At 69.5% G+C, this 26611-nt stretch carries 21 protein-coding genes; 9 read left to right on the forward strand and 12 right to left on the reverse strand.

The window, feature by feature from the left end; translation table 11 throughout:
* Positions 1–2: 2 nt before the first annotated feature.
* From DMC64_RS35815 to DMC64_RS35835, 5 genes are read right to left on the reverse strand one after another with little or no spacing between them, the layout of a single operon-like run.
* Entirely contained in the window at positions 3–848 is an 846-nt protein-coding gene (locus DMC64_RS35815; RefSeq protein WP_125737103.1) for a DUF3592 domain-containing protein, read from the reverse strand.
* 9 nt (positions 849–857) lie between these two features.
* Positions 858–1385 (reverse strand): hypothetical protein, encoded by a 528-nt coding sequence (locus DMC64_RS35820; protein WP_038514728.1) that lies wholly within the window; start codon positions 1383–1385, stop codon positions 858–860.
* Between the two features lie 58 nt (positions 1386–1443).
* Positions 1444–4482, reverse strand: a complete 3039-nt coding sequence (locus tag DMC64_RS35825) for a tetratricopeptide repeat protein (RefSeq protein WP_233629928.1) — start codon at positions 4480–4482, stop codon at positions 1444–1446.
* A complete protein-coding gene (locus DMC64_RS35830; RefSeq protein WP_125737104.1) occupies positions 4469–5512 on the reverse strand; it encodes a hypothetical protein in 1044 nt (347 codons plus the stop codon). Before DMC64_RS35830 ends, DMC64_RS35825 begins: the two co-directional genes overlap by 14 nt.
* Positions 5509–6822, reverse strand: coding sequence for a hypothetical protein (locus DMC64_RS35835; protein ID WP_125737105.1), 1314 nt, complete (start codon positions 6820–6822; stop codon positions 5509–5511). Before DMC64_RS35835 ends, DMC64_RS35830 begins: the two co-directional genes overlap by 4 nt.
* A gap of 117 nt (positions 6823–6939) precedes the next feature.
* Here DMC64_RS35835 and DMC64_RS42800 point away from each other — a divergent pair, with 117 nt between their 5' ends.
* Positions 6940–7635: a class I SAM-dependent methyltransferase gene (locus DMC64_RS42800; protein WP_158634288.1), complete on the forward strand. Its 696-nt coding sequence runs from the start codon at positions 6940–6942 to the stop codon at positions 7633–7635.
* Between the two features lie 131 nt (positions 7636–7766).
* On the opposite strand, the gene DMC64_RS35845 is transcribed toward DMC64_RS42800, so the two are convergent.
* Together DMC64_RS35845 and DMC64_RS35850 are read right to left on the reverse strand one after the other, a co-directional pair.
* A complete protein-coding gene (locus DMC64_RS35845) occupies positions 7767–8990 on the reverse strand; it encodes an HNH endonuclease signature motif containing protein (RefSeq protein ID WP_125737184.1) in 1224 nt (407 codons plus the stop codon).
* Positions 8991–9216: 226 nt separating this feature from the next.
* Positions 9217–11277 carry a tetratricopeptide repeat protein gene (locus DMC64_RS35850; protein ID WP_125737107.1) on the reverse strand — a complete coding sequence of 687 codons (2061 nt, stop codon included), beginning with the start codon at positions 11275–11277 and terminating at the stop codon, positions 9217–9219.
* A gap of 213 nt (positions 11278–11490) precedes the next feature.
* Between DMC64_RS35850 and DMC64_RS35855 the strand changes: the two genes are divergently transcribed.
* Complete coding sequence (locus DMC64_RS35855) at positions 11491–14475, forward strand: family 16 glycoside hydrolase (protein ID WP_125737108.1); 2985 nt, start codon at positions 11491–11493, stop codon at positions 14473–14475.
* Between the two features lie 66 nt (positions 14476–14541).
* On the opposite strand, the gene DMC64_RS35860 is transcribed toward DMC64_RS35855, so the two are convergent.
* Positions 14542–16335 (reverse strand): carboxypeptidase-like regulatory domain-containing protein, encoded by a 1794-nt coding sequence (locus DMC64_RS35860; protein WP_125737109.1) that lies wholly within the window; start codon positions 16333–16335, stop codon positions 14542–14544.
* 74 nt (positions 16336–16409) lie between these two features.
* Positions 16410–17156, reverse strand: coding sequence for an EI24 domain-containing protein (locus tag DMC64_RS35865; protein WP_037336693.1), 747 nt, complete (start codon positions 17154–17156; stop codon positions 16410–16412).
* A gap of 151 nt (positions 17157–17307) precedes the next feature.
* Between DMC64_RS35865 and DMC64_RS35870 the strand changes: the two genes are divergently transcribed.
* Together DMC64_RS35870 and DMC64_RS35875 are read left to right on the forward strand one after the other, a co-directional pair.
* A complete protein-coding gene (locus DMC64_RS35870; RefSeq protein WP_233629929.1) occupies positions 17308–17820 on the forward strand; it encodes an MFS transporter in 513 nt (170 codons plus the stop codon).
* A complete protein-coding gene (locus DMC64_RS35875) occupies positions 17817–18233 on the forward strand; it encodes a Dabb family protein (RefSeq protein ID WP_037336691.1) in 417 nt (138 codons plus the stop codon). The genes DMC64_RS35870 and DMC64_RS35875 overlap by 4 nt, the downstream gene beginning before the upstream one ends.
* Before the next feature lie 8 nt (positions 18234–18241).
* Here DMC64_RS35875 and DMC64_RS35880 read toward each other — a convergent pair whose 3' ends face one another.
* Complete coding sequence (locus tag DMC64_RS35880; protein WP_125737110.1) at positions 18242–19237, reverse strand: hypothetical protein; 996 nt, start codon at positions 19235–19237, stop codon at positions 18242–18244.
* Positions 19238–19364: 127 nt separating this feature from the next.
* On the opposite strand from DMC64_RS35880, the gene DMC64_RS35885 reads away from it, so the two are divergent.
* From DMC64_RS35885 to DMC64_RS35895, 3 genes are all read left to right on the forward strand, one after another.
* Complete coding sequence (locus DMC64_RS35885; protein ID WP_125737111.1) at positions 19365–19937, forward strand: TetR/AcrR family transcriptional regulator; 573 nt, start codon at positions 19365–19367, stop codon at positions 19935–19937.
* A gap of 8 nt (positions 19938–19945) precedes the next feature.
* Positions 19946–21082: an SGNH/GDSL hydrolase family protein gene (locus tag DMC64_RS35890; RefSeq protein ID WP_125737112.1), complete on the forward strand. Its 1137-nt coding sequence runs from the start codon at positions 19946–19948 to the stop codon at positions 21080–21082.
* Between the two features lie 224 nt (positions 21083–21306).
* Complete coding sequence (locus DMC64_RS35895; RefSeq protein ID WP_199755201.1) at positions 21307–22401, forward strand: S1 family peptidase; 1095 nt, start codon at positions 21307–21309, stop codon at positions 22399–22401.
* 18 nt (positions 22402–22419) lie between these two features.
* Here the strand turns inward: DMC64_RS35895 and DMC64_RS35900 are convergent, their stop codons facing one another.
* Positions 22420–23316: a LysR family transcriptional regulator gene (locus DMC64_RS35900; RefSeq protein WP_125737113.1), complete on the reverse strand. Its 897-nt coding sequence runs from the start codon at positions 23314–23316 to the stop codon at positions 22420–22422.
* 80 nt (positions 23317–23396) lie between these two features.
* Between DMC64_RS35900 and DMC64_RS35905 the strand changes: the two genes are divergently transcribed.
* The gene (locus DMC64_RS35905) at positions 23397–23804 is read left to right on the forward strand and encodes a hypothetical protein (protein ID WP_125737114.1); all 408 of its coding nucleotides are present in this window, start codon (positions 23397–23399) and stop codon (positions 23802–23804) included.
* Entirely contained in the window at positions 23801–25369 is a 1569-nt protein-coding gene (locus tag DMC64_RS35910) for a multicopper oxidase family protein (RefSeq protein WP_125737115.1), read from the forward strand. The genes DMC64_RS35905 and DMC64_RS35910 overlap by 4 nt, the downstream gene beginning before the upstream one ends.
* A 411-nt stretch (positions 25370–25780) precedes the next feature.
* On the opposite strand, the gene DMC64_RS35915 is transcribed toward DMC64_RS35910, so the two are convergent.
* Positions 25781–26518, reverse strand: a complete 738-nt coding sequence (locus DMC64_RS35915) for a GntR family transcriptional regulator (protein ID WP_081975766.1) — start codon at positions 26516–26518, stop codon at positions 25781–25783.
* Between the last annotated feature and the right edge of the window lie 93 nt (positions 26519–26611).

Below are 26611 nucleotides of genomic sequence, written 5' to 3' on the forward strand. Positions count from 1 at the left end.
GATCAGAACAACGGGGGCAGGAAGGCACCGAGGTTTCCGCCCGCCGCCCGATCCGCCGGATCCGGATCGATCCGGACCGACTCCGGATCGCGTGGGTCGTAGGTGACCTTCACCGTCGAACCGCGGGCCGGCGCCTGCAACGGCGAGGTGATCATCGTGGCGGTGACGGTCCGCTCCCCCGCGTCGGTGGGGAACCGGACCTGCAGGGTGAACCGGGGATTTCCCATCACCCAGACGTTGGTGAACTCGACGCCGACCACGGTGCCCATCACCTGGCGGCCGGTCTGCGCCAGCGCCTCCGCGCGGTCGTCCGCTTCGGCCTTGGTGACGAACGCCCGGCCCAGCACCATGATCATGACCAGTGCGGTCACCCCGGCCACCGCCGGGACGAGATACGGCTCGTAGTAGACGACCCAGTCCACCTCGGTCCACGGTTCGGACGGCAGCCGCTTCCCCACGGCCTCCGGCGGCGTCCAGGACGGAATCGCGGCGCCGGCGCCCAGCGCGATGCCGAGGGAGGCGGCCAGGCTGCTCGCCCGGAAGCCGACGCCCACCCCGCGCAGCGACACCCCGCCGCCCCACAGCATCGCGAACCCGAGCGACGAAGCCACCGTGATCGAGATGCTGAAGAGCAGGACGAGGGAGACCGCCGGGCCCGCGTCGGCCCCCCACGCGTCGACGCGGTTCAGCGACATCAACCGGAAACCGTCCAGCAGCCCGAGCGCGCCCGACCAGCCCACGACCGCCCAGGCCAGCGTCGTGGGCACGCCGAGCAGCCACAGACGCAGGCCTGGGCGGCGGGCCCGCCGGGGGTCTTCCGGCAGGCCGAATTCGAAGGTCCCGAACATGCCTACCGCCTAACCGATCGGGCCGAACACGGCGACCTTCGCCGGGTCGGCGGGGTCGACGCGGGCTTCGTGCCGGGTACCAGGCGCGTACTGCTGGATCGTCGCCAGCGGCGTGATCAGCTGCGTCACCGTCCGGTAGGTGGTGCCGTCGGCGCGGGTGACCTCGAGCGTCGCGGTGTACTGCGCCTGCCCGGCGATCTTCCGGCCGGTCGGCTCCAGCCCGCGGACCACCAGGGTGGCGGGCTCGCAGGTGTCGTAGAGCCGCCGCAGTTCGGTGCCGTAGGCCTGCAGTTCCTGCTGCTGGCGCAACTGCTCGTCCATCGGCAGGGCCATGAACGCCGCCATGTCCGGGTCGGCGTTGAGGCTCCGGAAAGCCTGCGCGGCCAGCTGCGGAGTCGGCAGCTGCGGCGTGATGTCGTGGCCCTGCGCGGCGGCGGCCTGCCGGAACTGCTCCGCGTGGCGCTGGAAGTCCTGTTCTCCCCGCGCCATGCCCTGCTGCGTCGCGTCGTTGATCTTGTCGCGGATCTTCTTGAACATCGGGTGCCGCCTTTCGCCGTGTCGTTCGTGCTGGACACAGCTTCGGCGGCCCGTCCCGCTACCGAACCCAGGTTTTCCCGTCGTCGGTCGCGTCGAGGCAGGTCAGCGGCGCCCAGAAGACCGGAGAGGTCGCCGGTTCGGGGTTCTCACGCCAGCGGGCGAGCCGGGAACGCTGCCAGGCGCACAGCTCGGTGACCGGATCCTCACCGGCGAGCGCGGTGTCGACGGCGATGACCAGTTCGGACATCGGGTCCGCGCCGGGTACGGCAGCCGACGTCGGCAACGCCCAGACGGTGGCGGCGACCAGGCCGGCTCCGGCCGCGACGGCGGCGAGCAGCACTCCGAACGGTTCGGCGAGGCCGAAATCGCTCGCACTGGCACAGCCGACGAGCGCCACCCGCGCGGGCATGTCCATTTCGGACAGTGCGAGATCGGCGGCGGTGAACGGCCGGTGCGCGCCGATCGGGGCGGCCGTACCCGGAAGATCGGCCGCACAGGACAGATGCAGCGCGGTCTGCGCGCCGTGCTCGTCGCGGACGCGGCTGACGTGCCCGACGAACACCAGCCGCGAACAAGGTCCCGCCACGAGTTCGGCGAGCAGACGGCGGTCGGTGTCGGTGCGGCGCACCAGATCGAGCCCGCGTCCGGCGGCGGGAAGGACCGGCCCCTCGGCGAGCCGCTCGTCGAGATGGCGGATCAACGGTGAGGTCGCGTCCTGTTTGCCGAGCACGGAACCCAGCTCGCCGAACGCGCTCTGGCCGGGGATGCGCGGGTCGAGCAGGTAGACCGGCGGGCCGTCGGCCGAGGACGGGCGTCGCGGGATCGCGGACGGGGCGAGCAGCGAGACGTCGGCGACGTCGAGGACGCGCTCGTCGCCGTCGAAGCAGAGGCCGAGCTCGTCGATTTCCAGCACACGATCGGCCCGCCGGTCGGGCAGAGCCAGCAGTCCCCACGGGACAGCGGCGAGGCTCGGCGACGGCTGGATCCGCAGGAGCGGGCGGTTTCCCCCGGCGGCGGCACGACGGAGCCGCTCGACCAGGTCGGCGGGCAGGAGGTTGAGCGCGAGCACGCGGGCCAGGCGTTGTTCCCCGGCGAAGCTCCCGAACGCGTCTTCGCCCAGCGAGCGCCGGACCGCGTCGGCCACGCTCTCGCCTTCGTGCGGTGTCGGGGACGCGGCGTCCAAGACCTGGCGGGCGGTCCCGACCAGGGCGAAGTCGATCGGGTGCGTGTGGACGGTGTCGAGGTCCTCGGTGGTCCGCCAGGTGAGGAAGGTGTGCCCGGCGTCGGCGAAGCGCAGGAGGAACGTCTCACGCCCGGGCTTCGCGGAGGGCCAGGTCTCGACGGTGTCGGTGACCGGACGAGGCAGCCGGTACCGCTCGGCGGCGACGGCGAGCCACCGGTCCAGTTCCATGGGCGACGACGGCGACCAGCGCAGCGCGGGCGGCGGGGCGAGCCGCAGCGGAAGCGACGAAGTCACGGAACCCAGTGCCGCCAACGGAAGCCCCTCGGTGACCGGGCCGACTTCGAGGGTGGGAAGCGCGCCGGTGAGGCCCAGTGTGGGCTCCTCCGTGCCCGTGTACGCGCCGACGGCACAGGTGCGCTCGACGAGTTCCGCCGCGAGCCTCGGCTCCTCGAGCTGGGCCAGCAACGCGAGCGCCATCCCCATCGTCGGGGCCGCGATGTCCCGTGCCCACGCCGTGCGCGCCTCCGGCGAGACGAACTCGAACCGGTACTCCGCCGCCGCGAGCGTCAGCGGGAGCAGCAGATCCAGCACCGCGGGCAGGTCTTCTCCCCGGGCGAACCCGATCGACGCCGCCACGAAATCCGTGTGCAGGAGATCCGCCCAGTCCCCCGCCGTCCGCGCCGATTCCCTCGCGCGGTTCGCATGGTCCTCCGCCGTCGTCCAGTCGCCTTCCGCGGCCGCGCAGCGGGCCAGTGCCGTGTCCACGAGGCGCAGACCCGGACCGTCGCCGTTGGCCGTCCGGATCGCTCCCGCGTGTTCGAACTGCGCTCTGGCCTGCGAGACGTCGCCCGCGTGCAGCAGCAACATGCCCAGCGCGTGGCTCGCCTCCGCGACGTCGCCGGTCAGGCCCGCCGCCGCGAGTTCGTCGCGGGCGGTGACGATCGCGGCGACCGCGCCGGGGAAATCCCCCGCGAGGGCGCGGGCCTCCGCCAGCCCTATGCCCATCTTGGCGGCCATCGGGCTCCCAGCGTGCTGAGCCGTCAGCCTCAGGAGGTCCGCCCGCGCGTCGGCGTCCTCACCACCCGCCTGGCGGATCCTGGCGCGTTCGGCCCTGACCATGGCCTGCTGGTGCACGACCCGCTCGCGGACCTCGTCGTTCTCCGCGAGCGCGTCCAACGCCGCCAGGATCTCCTCGATCGCCGTCCGCGCGCCGGCGAAATCCCCGGCGGCGATCTGCACACGCACGTCGAAGATGCGCAGTTCCAGTTCGTCGACCCCGTGGACGTCGAGCAGTTCGGGCGGATACTGGTCCGGCCCCGCCTCCTTGCGGAACGCCGCACGGCGCCGCTGCCCGGCGATCAGCTCGCGCGCCTTGGCGACGTCACCTTCCTCGGTGGCCAGGGAGATGAGCACGCGCTCGGCGACCTCGCGGGAGCCTTCGATCATCCGCGCTTCGGCGTACTGTCCGAAGTGGACGATGGCGACGGCGCTCACCTTGAAGACGTTGAGCACGGCTTCGGCGCATTGCCGCGCGTTGCGCAGATCGCCCGCCGAATAGCAGAGCGTGGCCAGGTCGCTGACCGCGGCGAGTTCCAGATCCGTCCGGTCGAGCCGCTGCGCGATCTCCCGCATCCGGGCGTACTTCCGTTGCGCGTCCGCGACGTTCCGCGTGACGGCCAGTCGTTTGGCCTCGTCTTGGACCTTGGCCGCCTCCACCAGCAGCTTCCGGTACTGGCGTTCGGACAGCGAGCACGCGGGAAGTTCGCCGTACGGAGCCGGATCGAGACCGAAATACCGTGCGACGCAACGACAGTTGTACCCGTGCGAGCTCGCGGGGCCCAGTTCGGGCGGAAGCGGGCGATCCGGCGGGTTCCGGGGCGGCGGCATGCCGACGAGCACGTCAGAACTCCTCATCGGCGGAAGCGGCCGCCGCCCGTTCGGCCAGTGTCCTGAGCTCGGGCGGACGGGCCCGCACGAGCGCGACCACCTCCGCCCGGTCTTCCGCCGTGGTCCCGGCGACACTCTCGTCCGCCACCCCGACGACGACGGCGATCCGTCCAGGTGGGACACGCGCCGCCAGCCGCGCCGCGGCGTCGTCCAAGTCGGCTGTACCGCTGAACCGACCGGCGCCCAGCTCCAGCGGCACCTCCGCGAACGGCTCGCCCTCGTGGCTCGCGAACGCGGTGATGGCCGCGTCGGCGAACGCGCCCGCGACGACGACTTCGAGCCGGGTGGCGGCCGCGGCGGCGACGATCCGCCAGCTCACCGTGTCCTCGCCGGCGTCCAGGATTCCGGGCGGGACCCTCGCCCAGTCGACGCTCGCACTTCCGCTCGCCAGTACGCCTTCGCCGGGCGCCACCGGATCGAAGCCCGCAGCCAGTGCGTACGCTTTTTGGCTCGGTGCCGGCGTTTCCACACGTGCCGCGGCTTCGGCGCGCACGACGTCGTCCTGATCGTCGAACCAGGCGGCGAGGCGGGTGCACAGCTGCTGGACGTCGTCGGCGACCGGCCTCGCCGCTGCCACGAGGGCGCCGTCCGCGACCGCCGCGTCGAACAGCTCCGCCGGAGAGGCCTCGAAACCGTCGAGAAGCCCTTCGGCCAGGTCCTCGACGTCGGCCGTCGCGACCGCCGTCTCGAGGTCCAGCAACGCCGGGTCCAGCGACGGGACTCCGAGCGAGGGGCCGGCGGGCCACCAGCGCCGGAGCCACAACAGCAGCGCGAGCCTGCCCAATTCCGGCCGGGCGGGAAGATCCGCGTGGCCCTGGTCGAGCACGGCGAGGCTCGCTTCCGCGCCCACGAGCCGGGTCAGCCACGGTTCGGCGGCTCCGGCGTCGCTGAGCTCGACGCGCATCGTGGTCGTCCTGCCCGCGAGGAGGTCGGCGAGGGCGAAACGGATGAGACCGCCGTCGGCCGCGACGACGGGCGTGTGCACCGGATGCGTCACGACACGGCCTCCAGATCCGGCAAGCGGGCCATGAGCGCGCGGCGCACCTTCGTCCGCAGGTCCAGTGACGTCGAGCGGACCACTCCGGTGACGAGGTCGCGGACGTCAGCGGCGTCGGCGGGCAGGTCGCCGCGGACGTCGAAGCCGTGCAGCCGGACCCACAGCCTGCCGAGGAAGTGCTTGGCGAACTCGCGAAGATCACGTAGGAGTTCGGCGTCGGGCCGCGGGGTGAGCGGGGTGGCCCCGGCCAGCGCGCGGCGGGCGTGCAGGACGTAACCCTCCCGCGCGACCTGCGCGTTGAGCCGCCGCGCGAATTCGGGGACCCCGGCGGGGGCCGCGCCGTCGAGCGGCCGCAGCGCTGGGGCGAGGACGACACCCAGCGCGAAGCACGCGGCCAGCGCGGGCATGCCGAGCCCGAATCCGGCCGCGACCCGGGTGAGTTCGTCGTCGACGAGGTCCTCGACGGGAGGCCGCTCGTCCGGCGGAAGGCGGCGCAGGGTGGCGCGCACGCGGCGTTCGACACTGCGTTCGAGGAGTTCGGCGCCGGTTTCGTCGCGCCGGTTCAAGGGCGGGACGGCGGTGCGATCTCCGCGCTGCAGACCGAGATCCGGGGCGGACAGGCCGGAGACCTCTCGGACGATCTCGCTCAGCTCGCGTGCCCCGCCCGGCTCTCTCAATCCGAGCCCGAGAGCGTGGCCGGCGGCCGAATCGGCGAGGGTTCGCCAAGCGGCATCGGAAAGGTCGTCGACGAACGTCCGGAGGGCGGCGATGTCTTGCGACACAACGGTTTCGGCGGCCCAGCGGCGATGCAACTCCGCGGTCAGCCGCGTCTCGTGCCGCGGATCCGCGAGATACGCGGTGAGCTGATCCACGCCAGCCGCGCCGCCCTCGCCATGGAGATCCCGCAACGCCCCCGCGGCAGTCTCCGCCGCGTCGGGCCCCGGCGAACCGAAGCCCGTCGCCAGCTCATACGCCAGCGGGAAACAGACGTCCTGCACATTGCCAGCCGTGATCCGCAGGGCGCGGCGCTGCCGTTTGAGGTGGGTGAACCACGCGGCCGTCGCACGCAGCCTGTCCGCGTCGGCCAGCAGGAGTTCCGTCAGCTCCGCCGCCGTCGCCGTGTCCAGCACGGGACGACCGAGCCGGGGACGCGCCGCCGTGCGGATCACCAGCGGGTCGATGATCTTCTTGATCGTGCGGGTCAGCGGGCCGCCGTCAGCGGAGGAGAGAACCTCGACGCCATCGATCCGTTGCCACGCCTGCGCGAGAACGGCCGACCTCAGCCGGGGTTCGCCCGATGCCGTCGTCACTCGCCCTCCCCCGCTCCGGCCACAACTCTATCCGAGGCCGGGCCTCACCCTGATGCCCGAAAGACCCCACCGAGCAGACGACGCGAACCGCCCAGCCCGTCCCTAGTCTGTCAGGTCGTGAATGACGCCGTTCCCGTCGATTACGAGAGTGATCCCGGACGCTTCGCAGCCAATGTGCTCTCGACCGCGTGGTTCTCCTCGTGCGGCGACGTCCATCCGGAGATCGCCGCCGGCTTCGCGACCGAAGGATGTTCGCTGGTGCTGGACGTCGGAGGCGGCACCGGAGCGCTTTCCCGGCTGCTGGTACGCCGAAACGTGCCGACGGTGGTGGCCGACCTGGCGTCGCACGTGTCCCACGCGCCCGGATACTCCGTCCAGGCCGATGTGACCGGCCTTCCTTTCCGCGAAGCGACCTTCGACGGCGCGGCCGCGTTGTGGATGCTTCACCATGTTCCCGACCCGGTGGAAGCGCTCACCGAGGTGAGGCGGGTTCTGTCACCGGGTGGGCTGCTGGCCGTCTCGGCGTCGAGCCGGTGGAACGACCCCGAGCTGGCGTGGGCGCTGCCTCGCTGGGGCCGGGCGTCGAGCTTCGACGCGGAAACCGCCGAACCTCTGCTGGGCAAGGTGTTCGAGATCGAGTCGATCCGGGCCTGGGACGCCCGGTTGGTGACGCTTCCCGATCGCGCCGCGGTCGCGCTGTTCCTCCGCGGCCGGGGCCTGCCCGAGCCGTCCGCGTGGCGGCTGGCCACCAAGACGGCGGTGCCTTTGTCGCTGACGAAACGAGGGCTGGTGGCGTGGGCGCGGAAACGCTAGCCGGTCGGCTGGGACTTCGTGGACGCTTGCCGCTACTTGGGCACAAGCCGTCCGTTGCCGCTTTCCGGCGACGGGCCGGAACGCTGAAACCCAGCCCCCACAACGCCCGTCGCCACATTCCGGCGACGGACTCAGAACGGTGGCGGCTCGTCGCTTCCCGGGCGGGGTTCGTGCAGCGGTGGTGGTGTGCTGTCGTACTGCTGTCCGGTGGGTGTGGTGATCGTCAGAGTGCCATCGGAGGCGAGGTGGTAGGTCCAGCCGGGTTCGTCTTTCAATCGGTGGTCGCGGCGGCAGAGGTCGATGAGGTCGGTGTCGGTGGTGTGCCCGCCGTGCTGCCACGGCACCGCATGATCGATGTCGCACGCCTGAGCCGGACGATGACAGCCGGGTCTTCGACACTCACGATCCCGCACCCGCACAAACTCCGCCAAACCCGCGGTCGGCCGATACCGATCCCGACCCAAATCCAGAACCTGCCCCGACAGCGGATCAGTGACGATCCGCCGCAACACACTGTTCCCACCCGTGGCGATCTCCCTGGCCAACGTGGCGGGAATCGTGCCGTGCCCGGCCAACTCCGCCGGATCCTCGTTCAGCCCGAGATAGGTGAACAAGTCCATGTACAGGAACACCTCGCTGCGTTCACTCGCCCCGCCCTGGCCATCGAGCAAGAGATCGAGGGCGACATCTGCCCGTAATTGGTCGAGAGTGCGGGGTTCCTCCTTGGTCTTGAGAGCCCGCGCTTCACGATCGATCCGCTGATACGCCGCAGCGACCTTCTCCACCGGCCCATCCTCGACCTCGATCGACGCCACCCCCCTCTCACCATGCCGCATCGTGAGGCGACGCCCCTCACGATGCCGCTCGGCCCGCTTACCGGCGCCCTCAGGGTCGATCGTGTTCGCCGCATGGTTCGCGGCTTTCCGCACCTGATCCGGGTTCTTGTCCCCGATCCGGTCCTCCAGCACGGCGTCCACCGCACAAGCATCCTCGTCGGAGAGCCAGGCGGTGGCCGTCGCGACCTTCATCGCACTGAAACCGGCCAGCTTCCCCTCATCCATCAGATTCAACGTGCGGGGCAGACGGGTGGTCAGCGCGTCAGCGGCGGCGACCAGCGCACCGGCATGATTGTCCACAAGGGACAATTCAAGCGCGACCTCCTGCGCCACACTCCGTGCGCCGTCACGATGACGGTTCAGCTGCGCGAGCGCCCGAAACCGGACCGCTTCCAGGCGTGCGATCCCGGCCGAGGCGGCTTGCGCCAACGCGACGGAATCTATGTCGTCCAACATATTCGCGACATCGTTCACCGCAGCCAGCACCTCGGGATCGGTGAGGCCTTCCAGGAGCGCCACAGGCGCGGAATGAGTATCCACCCCACGAACATACGACCCACCACCGACAATTTCCGGCCCCACGAACGACAAAGGCATCGCCGATTTTCGGCAACACCGCACCAGCAGATAACGTGAAACAACTTTCATAAATGGAGCAAGACGCGTAGGCAACGTCGTCGATTTTCGGCAACAGAACCGGCGGCCCACCACATCTCCCGCCAATAAGCCGCCGCAGTCAAAATCCCTAGCTCGCTTGAACCTCACGAAGCCGCGCGTACACCTCCGCCGCCCTCGGCGCACCGAGTTCGTTGAAGATGTTCAACGCGTCACCCCAGCAGGTCTTCGCCCACTCGGTTTCGCCTTTTCTCGCCCAGAGCTGGCCCAAGTGGTCCAGCGCCGCCGCTTCACCATAGCGATCCCCCATGTCGCGACGTAGTTCCAAGGCCCGCTTCAGCTGCCCCGCGGATTCGCCGCTCCGGTCGATCTTCTGGAAGACGAGGGCCAGCCCCACCAGCGTCTCCGCTTCGCCGTAGCGGTAGCCGATCCGATGCCGGATGTCCAAGGCCTGCCGGAGATTCTCGTAAGCCTGGTCGAATCGGCCCAGCCCATGGTTCGTGAGGCCGAGGAAATGCAGCGTCTGCGCCGCTCCCCATTCGTCACCGAGGAGCCGGAAGACCTCCAGCGCGTCTGTGTGGTGCCCGAGGGCTTCGGCGAACCGGCCCTGCTCGTGGTACGCGATCCCGAGACTGATCAGCGCCTGACCCTGCCCCCAGGAATCGTCGATCCGCCGCCGGATCGCGAGCGCCGACTCCAAATACGCCAACGCCTCTTCGAACCGGCACAGATCCCGGTGCGCGATGCCGAGTCCGGCCAGCAGTGAAGCCTCGCTGAACTGGTCGGAGCATCGTCTCGCGGCCTCGACGCCCGCTTTGTAGGTGGCGATCCAGTCGGCCCACGGTTTCCGCAAGGTGAAGAACGCCCACAGCGCGAGCGGCAGCCTGCACGCGATCGAGGACCAGTCCGCGGCCAGCGCGGCGTGCACCGACGCGACCAGATTGGCCTGCTCGGCCTCGCACCAGGCGAGTGCTTCCCCGTAGGTGCCGAATTCGAGCTTGCCGGAGACGTCCGGGGAGACTTCGAGTGCGACACGTCTTCGCATGGGCGTGAGCACCCGGTCCGCTGAATCGGCGCAGGCGAGATACCACTCGAGCAAGCGCCGAGGCGATTCCTCGCGTTCTTCGGCGGACTCCTCCGCGTCGACACGTTCCTTCGCGTACACGCGCAGCAGGTCGTGGAAACGAAATCTGTCGCGGTCGACTTCGCTCAGCAGGCATCCCGCGGTGAGCTTGTCGAGCCTGCGCCGGACATCGGCCGAGGGCGGGCCGACGAGCACGGACGCGGTGGCCACGCTGACGGTCGGTCCGGGATGCAGGCCGAGCATGCGGAAGACGCGGGCCGTGGCGGGATCCAAGGCTTGATACGACCACGAGAACACCGGCCGCAGGGCGGACATTTCGTCGTCACCCGTTTCGAACGCGTCGAGCCTTCGTGCCTCCGACCGGAGTTCCCCGAGAAGATCCGCCAGCCTGAGATACGGATGCGCCGCCACTCGCTCGCCGGCGATCCTCACCGCCAGTGGCAGATGCCCGCACAGATCCGCGAGTTCCCTGATCGCGCCGGGTTCGCCGTCCGCCCGGCGCGATCCGATCGCCGTCCGGAGCAGGGTCTCCGATTCGGCGGGCATCAGCATGTCCAAGGTGATCCGGCGGGCACCATTGGTCACGACTAGGCCCGACAGGCTACTGCGGCTCGTCACCAGCACGAAACAGCCGGGTGTGCTGGGCAACAGCGGGCGTACCGCGTCCGGTGAGGTGACGTTGTCCAGCACGATGACGAACCGGCGATCGTTCAGCAACGAGCGGAAGAGCGCCGACTTCGCCTCCAGGCTTCGCGGGATCTTCTTCCCGGGAACTTCGAGCGCGCGCAGGAAACCGGCGAGGACTTCGGGTGGTGTACTGGCCGGACCCGGCGCGTAGCCGTGAAGGTCGCAGTAGAGATCGCCGTCGGGAAAACGCTCGCGCTGCGCGGACGCCCATTGCACGGCCAAGGCGGTCTTCCCCACCCCCGGCGCGCCCGCGATGATCGCGATCGCGTTGGAACGGCCGTCCCCTCGGTCCGCGATCGCGCTGATCTTCGCCAATTCCGTTTCCCGACCGACGAACGTCGCGGTCACCGACGGGAGCTGATGCGGGGTCAGCGGAGAAGCTTCACCGCGCCCGGGGGACTCGTCGTACCAACGATCCATACCGGGAAATCGCGCCGGGACGGACCGTTGTCGCGAGTTCCCGCGGTTCCCACCTGAATGGCGCAGGTCGAGACGGCAAGGCAAAGACCCCGAACGCGGCCGTTCGGTCTAACTTTCGTCCGTTCTGTACAGACTTTCGTTGACTTCGATCGAAAGTCCTCTTAGGTTCAGCGGCGTCACAGAGGTGCTCCGCCGCCGACCCGAGGAGCAACGATGCTTCCGTTTGTCCGCAAGCGCTTCAACCGGTCCATCGTCGCCTCGTTGGCGCTGGTCACGGCATTGACCGGGCTGACGACAGTCCCGGCCGAAGCGGCCATCCCACCCCAGCAACCCGGTGTCACGCTCCGCACGTACGACCTCCAGCGTGAGCTCACCAAGCTCTGCGCGATCAAATCCGGCCAGACCCCCAACGTCGACAAGTTGATGCCGACGATCGACTGGACCACCACCGCCGACTTCGGGCTCGACGAGCGGTTCGTCTCCGAGGTCAGCGGGAACATCAACATCGCCACCGCGGGCCAGTACGAATTCCGGCTCACCAGCGACGACGGCTCCCGGCTCCGGCTCGACGGCCAGACGGTGATCAACCACGACGGCCTGCACGGGGCGACCCCGGCGACCGGGTCGGTGCAGTTGAGCACCGGGTATCACGCGTTGCGGATCGACCATTTCGACAACACCAACGATCAGCAGGTCACCCTCGAATGGCGGCCGCCGGGCGCGGCGGATTTCGCGCTCGTGCCGAATTCGGTGCTCAGCACCGACGCCGACGTCGTGCGGGTGACCTCGCCCGGGCGCAAGGAATGCGAAGGCGCCGCGGACTCCCCCGGTGACGGCCTGCCGCTCAACGGCGTCCACCCCGGCTTCACGCTGACGAACCTGCGTCCCGAGGGATTCCAGCCGCAGGTCACCGGCATGGACTGGCTCCCGGACGGACGGCTCGCCATCGCCACCTGGGGCGGCTCCGACAAGATTCTCGGCGAGGTCCACCTGCTGAGCAACGTCAGCGGGAACACCGACCCGAGCAAGGTCCGCACGCAGCGCGTCGCCAGCGGACTCAAGGAACCGATGGGCGTCAAGTACGTCGACGGCAAGCTGTACGTCTCGGAGAAGACGCGGCTCGTCGAACTGAACGACACCAACGGCGACGGCGTGACCGACGACTACCGCACGGTCGCCACCTGGCCGTTCGGCGGCAACTTCCACGAGTTCGCGTTCGGCCTGCTGTACAAGGACGGCTACTTCTACGCCAACCTTTCCGTCTCCATCAACTACGGCGGCGCCACGACCGACCCGCAGCCCGCGAAGAACCGCGGCACGACGATCAAGGTGAACAAGGCCACCGGCCAGGTCTCCTACATCGCCGGCGGGCTGCGTACACCGCACGGCATCGGCTGGGGACCGGAAGGCGACGTCTTCGTCACCGACAACCAGGGCGGCTGGCTTCCCGCGAACAAGCTCGTCCGGATCAAGCAGGACCGCTTCTTCAACCACTACACCAATCCCGCGGGCCCGTTCGACGCGAAGCCGGTGACCGCGCCCGTGTTGTGGTTGCCGCACAACGAGATCGCGAACTCGCCGAGCAATATGGTCATGCTGCCGACGGGCCCGTTCGCCGGGCAGATGGTGTACGGCGACGTGACCTACGGCGGGCTGCAGCGAGCTTTCCTGGAGAAGGTCAACGGCGAGTACCAGGGTGCGGTCTTCCGCATGACCCAGGGCCTCGAGTCGGGTGTCAGCCGGATCAGCCTCGGCCCCGACGGCGCGATCTACACCGGCGGGATCGACGGCGGCGGGAACTGGGGCCAGCCCGGCAAACTCGCCTACGGCCTCCAGAAGGTGACGCCCAACGGCACGAACGCCTTCGACATCCGGGCGATGCGGGCCGTCGCGGGCGGATTCGAACTGGAGTACACCCAGCCGCTGTCGGCCGGGACCGCGCAGAACCTCGCGGCGAAGTACCAGGCACAGCAGTGGCGCTACCAGCCCACACCGGCCTACGGCGGGCCGAAGATCGACGAGCAGACGTTGTCCGTCACGTCCGCGAGCCTGTCGGCCGACCGCAAGAAGGTCACGCTGCAGGTCGCAGGGCTGAAGGCCGGGCACGTGGTGCACCTGCGGTCACCGCGTCCGTTCGCGTCGGAGTCCGGTGCGGCGCTGTGGAGCACGGAAGCCTGGTACACGCTCAACTCCCTGGTCGGCGGTCCGCCGGCGAGCACGACCTACGAGGCGGAGCGGGCCGCGCTGAGCGGTGGCGCGGGGACGAACACGAACCACGCCGGCTACACGGGCACCGGATTCGTCGACGGCTACTGGAACCAGGGCGCCGCGACGACGTTCACCGTGAACGCGCCGAAATCCGGTGCCTACAACGCGGCCTTGCGCTACTCGAACGGCCCGGATCCGGCGCCGGGGACCAAATCGGTGACCGTCTACGTCAACGGGACGAAGGTGAAACAGGTCCGGCTCGCGAGCACCGGCAACTGGGACACCTGGAACACCCAGCCCGAGACGCTCGACCTCAAAGCCGGAGCGAACACGATCTCCTATCGCTACGACACGGGCGACGCTGGCAACGTCAACCTCGACAGTCTCACCCTGACCGAGTCCCGGCGCATCACGTTGTTCAAGGGCACCGATCTGAACGCGTGGGAGAAACGCGCGGGCGGCGCGGCGACCTGGCCGGTGTCCGGCGGCGCGATGGAGTCGAACGGCGGGGACATCCGCACGAAGCAGCAGTTCGGCGATTTCCGGCTGCACGTCGAATGGAACGAGCCGAACTATCCGCCGGAGGTCACCGGGCAGCAAAGGGGCAACAGCGGCGTCTATCTCCAGGAACGCTATGAACTGCAGGTGCTCGAATCCTTCGGGGACACCACGCTCGCCAACAACGAGGCGGGCGCGATCTACTCGAAGAAGGCGCCTGACCGGAACATGGCGACGGCGCCGGGCACCTGGCAGACCTATGACGTCACCTTCCGTGCCGCCCGGTTCGACGGTGCCGGGAACAAGACCGACAACGCCCGTGTGACCGTGGTGTGGAACGGCGTCGTGGTCCACAACGACGTGGCGATCGACGGCGGTACGGGCGACAGCATCCCGGAAAGCGCGGCACCGGGCGCGATCCGCTTGCAGGACCACGGGGATCCTGGTGAGAACCCGCGGTTCCGCAACATCTGGATCGAGCCCATCGGCTAGCACGCATTGCGCGTGAAGGCCTCCTTCCCTCGGCTGAGCCGAGGGAAGGAGGCCTTCACGCGCTTGTCAGCGGCGGCAGGGGCGGAGGTCCACTCCTCCCGTCGTCTGCCCGGCGGTGACCGGAATCGGCGTGGCGGAGGCGAAATCGGCCGCGTCGCGGTACCAGCAGTCGGCATCGATGTAATGCTTGATCTTGACGTTCTGCGTGGTGAGACCGTTGACGGTGTACTGCCCGTTCGAATCCGAATTGGTCGAGTCCACGATGTCGCCGGTGCGCGCGCTGTAGGCGTAGACGTAGCCGAAGGTCGGCTTGCCGTCCTTGTCGAGGATCCGTCCGCTGACCGCGCCGTTCGGCACCAGCGCGGCGTTCTCGGTCACGGTCGCGCCGGGCCGCACCCATACCGGACGGGCGGCGAACCGGTCCGCGCCCCCTCCCGACCATTGCCACGCGTAGTCGCCGCGCGAGGACGCGAATTCGAGCGGCCACTTGTACGGCCCGAGGCCCTTGATCGTGTAGTCCCCGCCGTTGCGGCTGCAGTTCACGTCGAAGCGGAAGCCGATCCGGGGATCGACCGCGTACGGGTACACGCAGACACCGTTCACCGGCGCCCCCGTGGCGCGATCGGTGACCTTGCCGGTGATCGTGCCGGCGGGATCCATCTTGATGTCCGCGGTCAGGACGGCCTTGCCGAGTTCGGCGGTGACCGTACGGGCCTGCCCGATGTCGCCGGTACCGCCGTCCGGCCCGGCCCACTGCATGCCGTAGCGCTCGTCGAGCGGCTTGACCAGCAGTTTGTACGCGCCGGGTTCGATCGGCCCGATCACCAGTTTCCCGTTCGCGTCACTGCAGTAGTACTGATAGTCCGCGTCGAGGACACCGACGATCGGAAGGGCGTAGGTGTCGACGCAGATCCGCTCCAGCGGTGCCTTGGTCTTCGCGTCCCGGACGGTGGCCACCACCGACGCGGCGGGCTTCATCGACGCCCGGAAATCGGTGGTCTGTCCGGGAGCCAGATCGACATGCTGCCAGTTGACCGGGTAATGCGTACCGTCCGGACCCCATACGCTCAGCGTGTAGTAGCCGAACGGCGGCATGTCCTCGTACAGCATGACTCCGTCGGCGCCCGCGCACTTCCGCAGCTCCGGCGGATGCCCTTGCTCGACCTGCGAGCACGCACCCGCGACGGGCGCGCCGGTCTTCTCGTCCGTCGCGACCACCCGGAGCTTTCCGTATGACGCCATGGCCTCGTCGACGACGGCGACCTGACCCTCCTCGACCGCGAAGGTGTCCGCGCCCGGGAAGCTCGACTTCTGCCGGATCCATTGCGTGCGATCGCCGTAGGTGACCGCCATCGTGTAGGTGTCCGCCTTGACACCGCTGAACGAATACGTGCCGTCCGCCGCGGTGAGGACCGTCGACCACCACCGCTGGTTCTGGTCGGTGAGGCTCACCGAGGCACCCGCGGCGGGCTTTCCCTCGGCGGTGATCTGCCCGCGGACCGTGGCCGTGCCCTGCCGCAACGAGAAGTCCAGACCGTGCGGCAGGTCCAGCACCTCGGCGGCGAGCGCGCTTCCCCTGTTGTACGCCCAGAGCTCGGCGTATCCGGCGGCGGTCGCGCGGGCCTTGTACTTGCCGGGTGCGACGCCCGCGATCTCGTAGCGGCCGTCCGCGCCCGCGCACCCCGAACCCGTTTCCTTCAGGTCGAGATCGAACAGCGTCACACACGCCCCGGCCACCGGCTCACCGGAGTCGGCGGCCTTGACCACCCCGGCCACGATCCCTTCGTCGGCCATCGCCGGACCGGTCGTCAGCAGCGCGACGATCGGGATGGCGGCGGCCAGGAACAACGCTCTCTTCATCGGAGCTCCCCTCAGTGTCGCGCCAACGATGGCGCCGGGGAGCCGCCCGTGTCTGCGTCATCTGACACAGACATCTAGGCCATGTCGTCCGCCAGGACTTCGCGCGCCACGAGCACGCCGCCGACGAAACCGACCGGCATCACGATCAGCGCGGCGAACGGGATCAGGCACAGCAGTGAGACGGGAAGCCCCAGCCCGAGGGCGAGCGCGCGGTGCCGCCGCAGCACCAGCCGGCGCTGCTTCAGGCCCATTCCGCGCCGGTAGAACGGCACGGCGATCAGTTCCAGCGCCAGGAACCACGCCGTCACCAGGGCCAGCAGCACCGGGACCACGGTCTGCCCCACCACGGGGATGAAACCCGCGATCAGCAGCGGGATCGTGAACAGGAGCGAACGCAGCACCAGGGCCAGGCCGTCCTTCAGGCCCATCACCAGCAACCGCCACCCCGACAGGTCCACCGCGCCGGGCACGCCGCCGAGATCGTCCTCGACCTTCTCGGCGATGTGCTCGTAGAACGGCCCGCCGACGGCGAGGGTGATCGCCGTGAAGCCGATCATGGCGATCGCCAGCACCGCGCCGAACACCGCGACGCCGACCGCCACCCGGATCGTCGTCCGCCAGCCCGGCGACCAGTCGTCGGCGAACGGCGTGATCAGCAGCGAGAGATCGTCGATCCAGAACGCCAGCGCGACGATCCCGCCGATCAGCAGCACCGTGGTCAGCAGCGCGGGCAGCGCGCCGATCAGCAGCAGCCTCGGCGACCGCGCCAGGATGCCGAGGCCTCGCCCGAACATCCGGATACCCCTGAAAAAGTCCCGCACCGGACATTTCTACCAGTGCGGGCGCCGGCCGGGGTCGAGCAGGTTCCCCGGCGCGCACCGGGCCTTCGCGTCGCCGAAGCGCTCACGCCAGGACGGACATAGGCGATTTTCACCGACGCGAACGTCGGTGTCCCGCTGCGAAATTGGTGGCGTGACGGACACCTTGGCACCGACGGGACGGGCTCGCGGCACCGTGCTGGCCGCCGCGCCCCTGACCATCATGGCCGCGGCGATCATCGCGCCCAGCCTGCCCGCGATGCGGGAGGACTTCGCCGATACGGCCGGTTCGGGTCTTCTCGTCCGATTGGCGCTGACCGTGACCTCGCTCGCGATCGCGATCAGCGCGCCCCTCTCCGGGATCGTCGCGGACCGCGTCGGACGCCGCCCGCTGCTCTTGACGGGTCTGGGGCTCTACGCGGTTTCCGGTACGGCCGGGTTCTTCGTGGGCGCGGCTGCGCCGGCGCCTGGGCCCCACCGCGATCACCACCGTCAGTGTCGCGCTCATGGGCGTGGGCTGGCTGGTGATCGGGACCGCGGGCACCGTCGCCCAGGTCGTGACGGGACTGCTCGCGGGCGGTCTCGGCGTCGGTTTCGTCGTCCCGAACCTCAACCGGCACTCGCCGCCGTCATCTCGAACCGGAACAACGGAAAGGAAACACGATGATCTACCACGGCAACCGTTTCACCCTGCGGCCCGACGCCTCACCGGAGCAGGTCGAAGAGGCCTTGGAGAGCCTCCGGAACCAGGGCCGGGTCATCCCGGCGGTGAAATCCTTCGTCGTCGGCCGCGATTTCGGCGGCGACTACGAATGGGGTGCCGTCTTCGCGATCGAAGACCTCGACGGGTACTGGGAGTACCTCATGCACCCGGCGCACCGGAACACCGACCGGGTCGGGCTCCCGCTGGTCGACCGGTTCGCGTCCTTCGACGTCACCGACGACCCGGATCCGGAGATGGGCGCGAAGATCGCCGAACTGCATCAGCGCCGTTACGACAACGACGCCGAGCTGACCGAGCTGATCTCCGGCCTCGGCGAGTACTCCGGCAGCGCCGCGCCGGGAAAACACGGAGCCTGACCACGGCTTCAGCCACCGTCCGCGAGTGAGCCGCTGCCATCGGGGCCGGTCACGATCACCCGGCTGCTCACCGCGGTGCCGAACGGGATGATCGTGACCTGCCACGTCTTCGGCTCCCCGACGTGGATGGTCGCCTTCGCCCGCTGCACCAGGGCAGGGACGCGGTCGACCGCCGGCTCACGGAGGTCGAACCGCGGCACCTGGGCGTCCGTCGGGGCGAACACCACGGTCAGCCGCCGGTCCTCGACGACCGCGGTGATCACTCGGGAAACATCCGTGGCCAGTGCCAGCGAGTCGATCGCCCGGCGCAGTTCCCCTTCGCCCAGCAGGGATCTGTCGACGTTAACGGTCGCCGATCCCGAGGAGGACGTGGTCGTGCCCGACTGGGTTTCCTCCGCCCGGACGGGCGCTTCGGGCGCGAACAGTTCCGTACGGAACAGGTACAGTACGAGCGCCGCCCCGAGGGCGAATCCGAGGACCGCGAGCGCGCCGAACGCGCAACCCTCCGCCGGTTCCCGCACCAGGCTGGACTCCGGGGCGGATTCGATCACCGCCTCGGCCACGCGGCGCTCCCACTCCGGTGACAGCCGCTCGACGACCTCCGCCTTCCACGGCCGGTCCGGCGGATACCGCACGACGAGGACGTCGCCCGCGTGGTAGTCCGGGAGGTCGACCAGGTTGATGCCGTGGGTGATCTTCAACCGGTAGGTCGCCGACCCCTCGGGGGCGACGGTGAGGTCGAAGTAGACCGGGATGTCGCCCGTCTCGGTGCCGCCCGCGCGGAGACTCTCGACCTTGGCGAGCGCGATCACCGGCGCGATCCTCGCCTCACGAGCACGTCGTGGCGCTCCGGCGAGGTAGAGCAGGATTCCGTAGGCGATGGGGAGTCCGACGCCCGTGATCATCAGTGGCACGTACTCGATGACGATCCCCACGACGAACGCGCACAGGGTCGTCCCGGTGATGATCCCGCTCAGGAATCCGCGGACGAGGGCGAGCGGCATGGGCGTGACTCCAGACTTCCGGGGCGGGTGCGGTCAGTCTTCGGCCTGCCATGCGCTACCGAACCCAGGTTTCAGCTTCCTAATCTGATTAGGCTAATCCCGAATGGACTATGGTACGGTGGTCGTCATGGCCAGAGCGGGACTGACCACGGAACGAGTGGTCCGGGCGGGCGCGGAGCTCGCCGACGAGATCGGTTTCGAGCACGTGACGCCCACGGAGCTCGCGAAGCGGTGCGGCGTCAAGACGGCGAGCCTGTACTCGCACGTGAGGAACGCCCACGAGCTGAAGACCGAGATCGCCCTGCTGGCCTTGGCCGAACTCGCCGATCTCGCCGCCACCGCGGTGGCGGGCCTGGCGGGCAAGGACGCGCTGATCGCCTTGGCGAACGTCCACCGTGACTACGCGCTCGAACACCCCGGCAGATTCACCGCCGCGAGGTTCCGGCTCGCCCCGGAGAAGGCGTCCACCAGCGCCGGTGTCCGGCACGCCGAACTGATGCGGGCGATCCTGCGCGGCTACGACCTGGCCGAGCCGCACCGGACACACGCGGTCCGGCTGCTGGGCAGCGTGTTCAGCGGTTTCGTCGGCCTGGAGTCCGCCGGAGGCTTCAGCCACAGCACCCCCGGCCCGCAGGAGAGCTGGACCGAGATCCTCGACGCGCTCGACGTTTTGCTGCGCGCTTGGCCCCGAACGAAATGAACGGAAGAATGCTCACCACCCCGATCAGCGCCGCCCTCGTCCGCGGCGCGCTGGACCTCGAACACACCGAACGCGGCGTGCTCCCCCACCGGCTGCCCGCCCGGGCCAGGCAGCAGATCCCCGACGGCCAGCTGGCCATGGCGGAAGCGCAGCCGTCCGGGGTGCGACTGGTCTTCCACAGCACGGCATCGGTCGTCGAACTGGACGTCCTGGCCACCAAGCGGGTCTTCGCGGGCACGCCGCCCCGGCCCGACGGCGTCTACGAACTGCTCGTCGACGGTCGGCTCGCCGGGCGGGCGAGCGTGACCGAAGGCGACACGATCACCGTCGACCTGGCCACCGGCACCGCGCGGCACCAGCCCGGCCCTGTCCGCACGCTGCGGTTCGACGGTCTGGCCAGGCACGAGAAGAACATCGAAATCTGGCTGCCGCACAACGAAACGACGCAGCTCGTCGCCTTACGCACCGACGCGTCCGTCCACAGTGTCCAGTCACCCGGTGGCGAGACGTGGTTGCACCACGGCAGTTCCATCAGCCAAGGCTCCAACGCGGCGACCCCGACCGGGATCTGGCCCGCCACGGCCGCGGCCATCGCCGGAAAGGAACTGGTCAACCTCGGTTTCGGCGGCAGTGCGCTGCTCGACCCGTTCACCGCCCGCGCGATGCGGGACACGGCGGCCGATTTCATCAGCCTCAAGATCGGGATCAACGTCGTCAACGCGGATCTGATGCGGCTGCGCGCGTTCGGCCCGGCGGTGCACGGTTTCCTCGACACCATCAGGGAAGGCCATCCCACCACGCCGTTGCTGGTCGTCTCGCCGCTCTACTGCCCCATCCACGAGCACACGCCGGGGCCCGGCGAGTTCGACCCGGAGGCCTTGCGGGAAGGAAAAGTGCGGTTCCGGGCGACCGGTGATCCCGCGGAGACCGCCGCGGGGAAGCTGACGCTCACCGTGATCCGCGACGAACTCGCCCGCATCGTCAAGGAGCGGAGCGATCCGCACCTGCGTTATCTCGACGGCCTCGAGCTGTACGGCGAGGCGGACCATGCCGAGCTGCCGCTGCCCGACCGCCTCCATCCGGACGCGGCCACGCACCGGCTCATCGGGGAACGCTTCGCCCGCCTGGCTTTCGGCGCCTCGTGAGTCCCATCGTTTACTCTGCGCGTCAAGCCCGGTAGCACCCGGTGTGGCTACCTATTTTTCTTCCTGTCCAACGAAAGTCGGTATCCGCCACCGGTGCGGCGGATCACCATGATCGGCACCGGATCACCGGTGCCGGGTCGCCTTGGCCGTGCCCGGCGACCCCACTGTGTCCAGTGCGGCCACCCCTCGCGCTGGATCCTCCCTCGCGAAAGTGAGTCACCGGTATGCGCACAAACCCCTTGGCCCGTACCGCCACCACACTGGTGGCCGCCGCCGCGGCCGTCGGCTTCCTCGCCCCGTCCACGGCCACCGCCACCACCATCGCGGGCTACTCCCCCACGGTGCAGCACGAGGCGGTGACGTCCCTCGCCGCCGAAGCCGGGATCAGCCAGGCCGCCGCGGTCGAGTTCCTCCGGACGCAGACGGCCAGTGTCGAAACGCTGCAGAAGGTCACCGCGTCGCTCGGCTCCCGTGCCGCCGACGGTTACCTCGACGACGCCGCCAAACCGGTGGTGAACGTGCTCGACCAGGCCGCCGCCGACCAGGTCACCGCGGCCGGCGCGCGGGCCCGCGTGGTCAAGCACTCCACCGCGGCGCTCACGAGCGCGCAGAACGCCCTGCAGGCGCTGCCCACGGTCGCGCACACCTCGATCGGCCTCGACCCCAAGGCCAACCAGGTCGTGCTGACCATCTCCGACGCCGCGAAGGGCACCGAGGCCCTCGTGAAGGCCGCGGAAGCGCTCGGCGACCGGGTCCGCGTGGAGCGGACCACCGGCGAGATGCACACCGCGATCTACAACGGCGAGGCCATCACCGGCGGCGGCACCCGCTGCTCGGTCGGCTTCAACACCAACCGCGGCGGCCAGAACTACATCCTCGACGCCGGCCACTGCACCCGCGCGGTGTCGCAGTGGAACGTCGGACCGTCGCAGGGCGCCAGCTTCCCGACCAACGACTACGGCCTGATCCGCAACACCACCGGCAGCGCGCCGGGCGCGGTCACCCTGTGGAACGGCTCCACCCAGCGGATCGCCTCCGCCGGTTCGGCCACCGTCGGGCAGCGGATCAGCAAAAGCGGCAGCACCACCCGGCTCACCTCGGGTTCGGTGCAGCGGCTGAACGTCACGGTGAACTACGCCGAAGGCTCGGTGTACCAGCTGATCCAGACCAGCGCGCTGGTCAACCCCGGCGACTCGGGCGGCTGCCTGTTCTCCGGCAGCGTCGGACTGGGCATCACCTCCGGCAAGGGCAGCGGCACCTCGTACTTCCAGCCGATCGGCGAGGCGCTGAGCGCCTACAGCGTCACGCTCAACCCGTAAGCACGTTCCGGGCCCCGGTCACCGCGACCGGGGCCCGGCCGGTGCGTGGAAGTGCTCGACGACGTGGTCACGGAAGCGTTGTGCCGCGGCCGAAAGATAGGTGTCCTCGCGCCACGCGACGCTGAGCACGCGACGGCAATCGGGATCGTCGACGTCGAGCCAGACCACCGTCTGGCTGGTCTCCGGCCGCAGTCCGAGCGACGGCACGAGCGCGAGACCGAGGCCCGCGTCGATGAGCTGGAAGAGCACGGCGGCTTCGTCGCCCTCGCAGACGATGTGGAGTTCGAGCCCGGCCTTCGCGAACAGGCGCTCGACGAGCGCGCGCTGCCAGTAGCCGGGGCGTGTGGTGAGGAACGGCTCGCCTTCGAGGTCCGCCAGGCCGACGTGCCCGCGCCCGGCGAGCCGGTGCCCGGAAGGCACGCAGAGGAAGACCTGTTCGTCGAGCAGCACGCGGCTGCGGAGGTCGTTGCCCGCCAAGGGTTGCGACGAGATGCACAGGTCGACGTCGCCGGCTCGGAGCTTCTCGGCCATGCCCTCGGCCGACGCCTGGGAGAGCCGCACGTCCACCAGCGGATGCCCGGGCACGAACGTGCGAAGCGGATCGGTGAGGGCGAGCAGGCTTTCGGCCGCGACAGAAACGGTGCCGCGTTCCAGCCCGGCGGCGTCGTCGAGCTCCTGACGGGCGTCGTCGAGTTCGGCCAGCGCCCGGTCGACGCGGCGGAGGAACGCGGTGCCGAAGCGGTTGAGCCTGATCCGGCGGCCGTGCCGGTCGAACAGCGGAACCCCGAGTTCGTTTTCCAGTCTGGCCAAGGTCCGGCTGAGCGAGGGTTGCGCGACCCGCAGCTTCTCGGCCGCACGGCCGACGTGTTCGAGCCGGGCGACGGTCTGGAAGTACCGGAGGGCCAGAAGATCCACTGCTGATACCTCGCCTGTTATGAACAGATAACCGATCTTGTCTTGGACAGCATAAGGCCCCGGCTCTTACGTTCGATCGCGTGAGTGAAACCCTGACCAGCCCGAGCCGGACGGCGAACGGGACGCTGGTGGTGAACCGGGTGCTGGTGAGCGCCCACGCCGTCGCGATCATCGGCCAGCCGGTGTTCGCGGGCGGCTACCTCGGCGGCGATTACGACATGCTCTGGCTGCACCGCTGGGGCGCGGACGCGGTCTCGTACCTGGCGTACGCGCAGATCATCGCGGCCTTGGTCCTCTGGCTGGTCCGCGGACCGCGCTGGCTGTTCTGGATCAGCCTGCTCCTCGCCGCGGGCGAGACCGGCCAGTACCTCGCCGGGATGGCGGGGGCACTCGATCTGCACATCCCCCTCGGCGTCGCGCTGGTCACCGGAGCGGTGCTGACGACCATCGCCGTCTGGCGGCCGCAGATCTGGCGGGCGCGCCGATGAGCCGCCGTCTTCCCCGCAGGACCTTCCTCGGGCTCGCGGGCGGGGCCGGTGTCCTCGCCGCCGCCGGGATCGCTGCTCCCCGTCTGCTCGCGCAAGGCGCGCCGGGGACCGGTGAGTTGCTGCGCAGCGGGCTCCCCTTGCCGGAGCCGTTCCGGGTACCGCTGCCGATCCCGCCGGTCCTGCGTCCACAAAAGACGGCCGACGCCGATCACTACACGATCACCCAGCGGGCGGCCACGGCCGAGATCCTGCCCGGCGTCCGGACGCCGATCTGGGGCTACGAAGGGATCTTCCCGGGGCCGACGATCGAATCGCGGCGGGACCGGACGGTGGTGGCGCACCACCGCAACGAGCTTCCCGTGCCGACCGTGGTCCACCTGCACGGCGGGCACACGCCCGCCGATTCCGACGGCTACCCGACCGATCTCGTCCTGCCGCGGTCCGGCTGGAACACCGCGCACGCCGGGCACGGCATGGTCGACGCCCGTGCCCGGATCTCGAACGGGGAGCGCGACTACGTCTTCCCGCTGCGGCAACGGGCCGCGACGCTGTGGTACCACGACCATCGCATGGATTTCACCGGTCCGGCCGTGTACCGGGGCCTGGCCGGATTCCACCTCGTCCGCGACGACGAGGAAGACGCCCTGGGGCTCCCGTCGGGAGAACGCGAACTGCCGTTGATGATCGCCGATCGTTCCTTCGACGAGCACGGCGAGTTCGCCTATCCCTCCCTCGACCGCTCGCTGCGGACCACACCGGGAGTCGAAAGTGCTTACGTGGAGGGCGTTTTCGGTGACGTGATCCTCGTCAACGGGGCGCCATGGCCGGTGCACGAAGTCGCGGCCGCACGGTACCGGCTGCGCCTCCTCAACGGCTCCAACGCGCGACGGTACGACCTGGCGCTCGACCCGCCACCGCCCGGCGGAGGCGGTTTCGTGCAGATCGGCGCCGACCAGGGCCTGCTCGACGCGCCGCGCGCACACGACCATCTCCCCATCGCCCCGGCGGAACGGTACGACGTCGTCGTCGACTTCGGCCGGTATCCGGTCGGCACCGAGGTCACCCTCGTGAACCGGCTCGGCACCGGCTCGACCGCCCAGGTCATGCGGTTCGTCGTCGCGCGCCGTGCGGCGGACGACAGCCGGGTTCCCGCCAAGCTCAGCGAGATCCCGCCGCTCCCCCGCGAGCAGGCCACCACCACGCGCGATTTCTCGTTCCGCGCGGGCGCCGTCCACGGTCGTTCGGGCTGGGTGATCGGCGGGGAGCCGTTCTCACCGGACCTCATGTCGGCGAGCCCGCGCCTCGGCGACACCGAGATCTGGCGATTCGTCGCCGACATCCACCATCCCGTGCATCTGCATCTGGTGGGATTCCGGATCCTTTCGCGTGGCGGGCGGGCGCCGGGTCCGTTCGACGGCGGTATCAAGGACACCGTCGATCTGGCCCCGGGCGAATCGGTCGAGGTCATCGCCCGCTTCGACGGCTATCGCGGCCGGTACGTCTTCCACTGCCACAACGCCGAACACGAGGACATGGCGATGATGGCGAACTTCGAGGTGGTCTAGCGGACGGGGTTGGTCAACTCCCCCTTTTCCTTCAGCTGGCGCGATAGTTGCTGCCGACGCAGCCCGCCCCTGGCGGCCTCCTGCCGGCCGAAGCGGATCTGGTGACGGCACGACCGCGCCGATCGCGACCTGGCCGCTGTTCATCCTGCCCGGCTGGGGCTGAGCCGGAGGGGCGTCGGTCAAGTTGGTCGTGAGTGGCGATTCGGGTTTCTTGAGAGGTAAGTCAAACGTAGCGTGATGGAGTCGCCGACGGGAGGATGCTCGCCACAGAGACCTGGCGCACGCCCTTGACTGTCCACAAGAGACACTTTCGGAGCAAGATGCCCGATTTGACCACTGTGCGCGAGGGTCGTGAGTGATTTGGGTCGTTCTAACCCTCTTTATCACTCACGACCCACCCGCGCCCTTCGACTACCGGCGCCGGCGCTCCTCCAGCCAGCGTTCCGAGTCGGGGGTGCCGCCGTCGAGCTGGTCCACCACCGCGTCGAGGAAGCTGCCGTGACCGTGATCGGCCAGCGCCCGCAACACCGCTTCGGGATCTCCACCTTCGATGATCGTGAGCAGCTCGCGGTGCCGTTCGACGTTCTGCATCAACGATTCGCCGTCACGGCGGGCGCTGCGGTTGAGGGCCATGCACAGCTGCATCTGCAGGGAAAGCGCGCGATAGGCCTCGGTGACCCGCTCGTGCCCGGCCAGCGCGACGATCGACTGGTGGAAGTCGTACTTCCGTTGCGTGAAAACACCTTCGTCGCCGTCGCGGCCCGCCTGCTCGAACGCCGCGAGGGCGTCGCGGCACGCCTGCAACCGCTCCGGCGAGCGGACCGGGATCCCGATCCGGACAGCGAAGGCTTCGAGTTCTTCGCGCAGGGTGACGATTTCGTAGACGTCGTGGCGGGTCAGCGGGCGGACGATGACGCCACGCCGCGGATGGGGCACGACGAGTCCCTCGAACGCCAAGACCTGCAACGCTTCGCGCAGGGGCGGGCGGGACACCCCGAGCCGCTCGGTGAGCTTGGCCTCGACCAAACGCGTGCCGGGCGGGAGTTCGCCGGAAAGTATCATCGCGCGCAGCGCCCGGGTGGCCAGGTCGGCCATGCTCGGCGGCGCGACGATCCGGCCGTCCTCGTCCTGCACGGAACTCATGGTCATACGGACCCCTCCCTGTCTGTATACGGTATATCAATCACCGTCTTCACGCGTGAGCGGTAGGTCACTTCTTATTCGGTTGGACAATCCGTCCAG

This window comes from Amycolatopsis sp. WAC 04197 (assembly GCF_003947475.1).
GTDB lineage: Bacteria > Actinomycetota > Actinomycetes > Mycobacteriales > Pseudonocardiaceae > Amycolatopsis > Amycolatopsis japonica.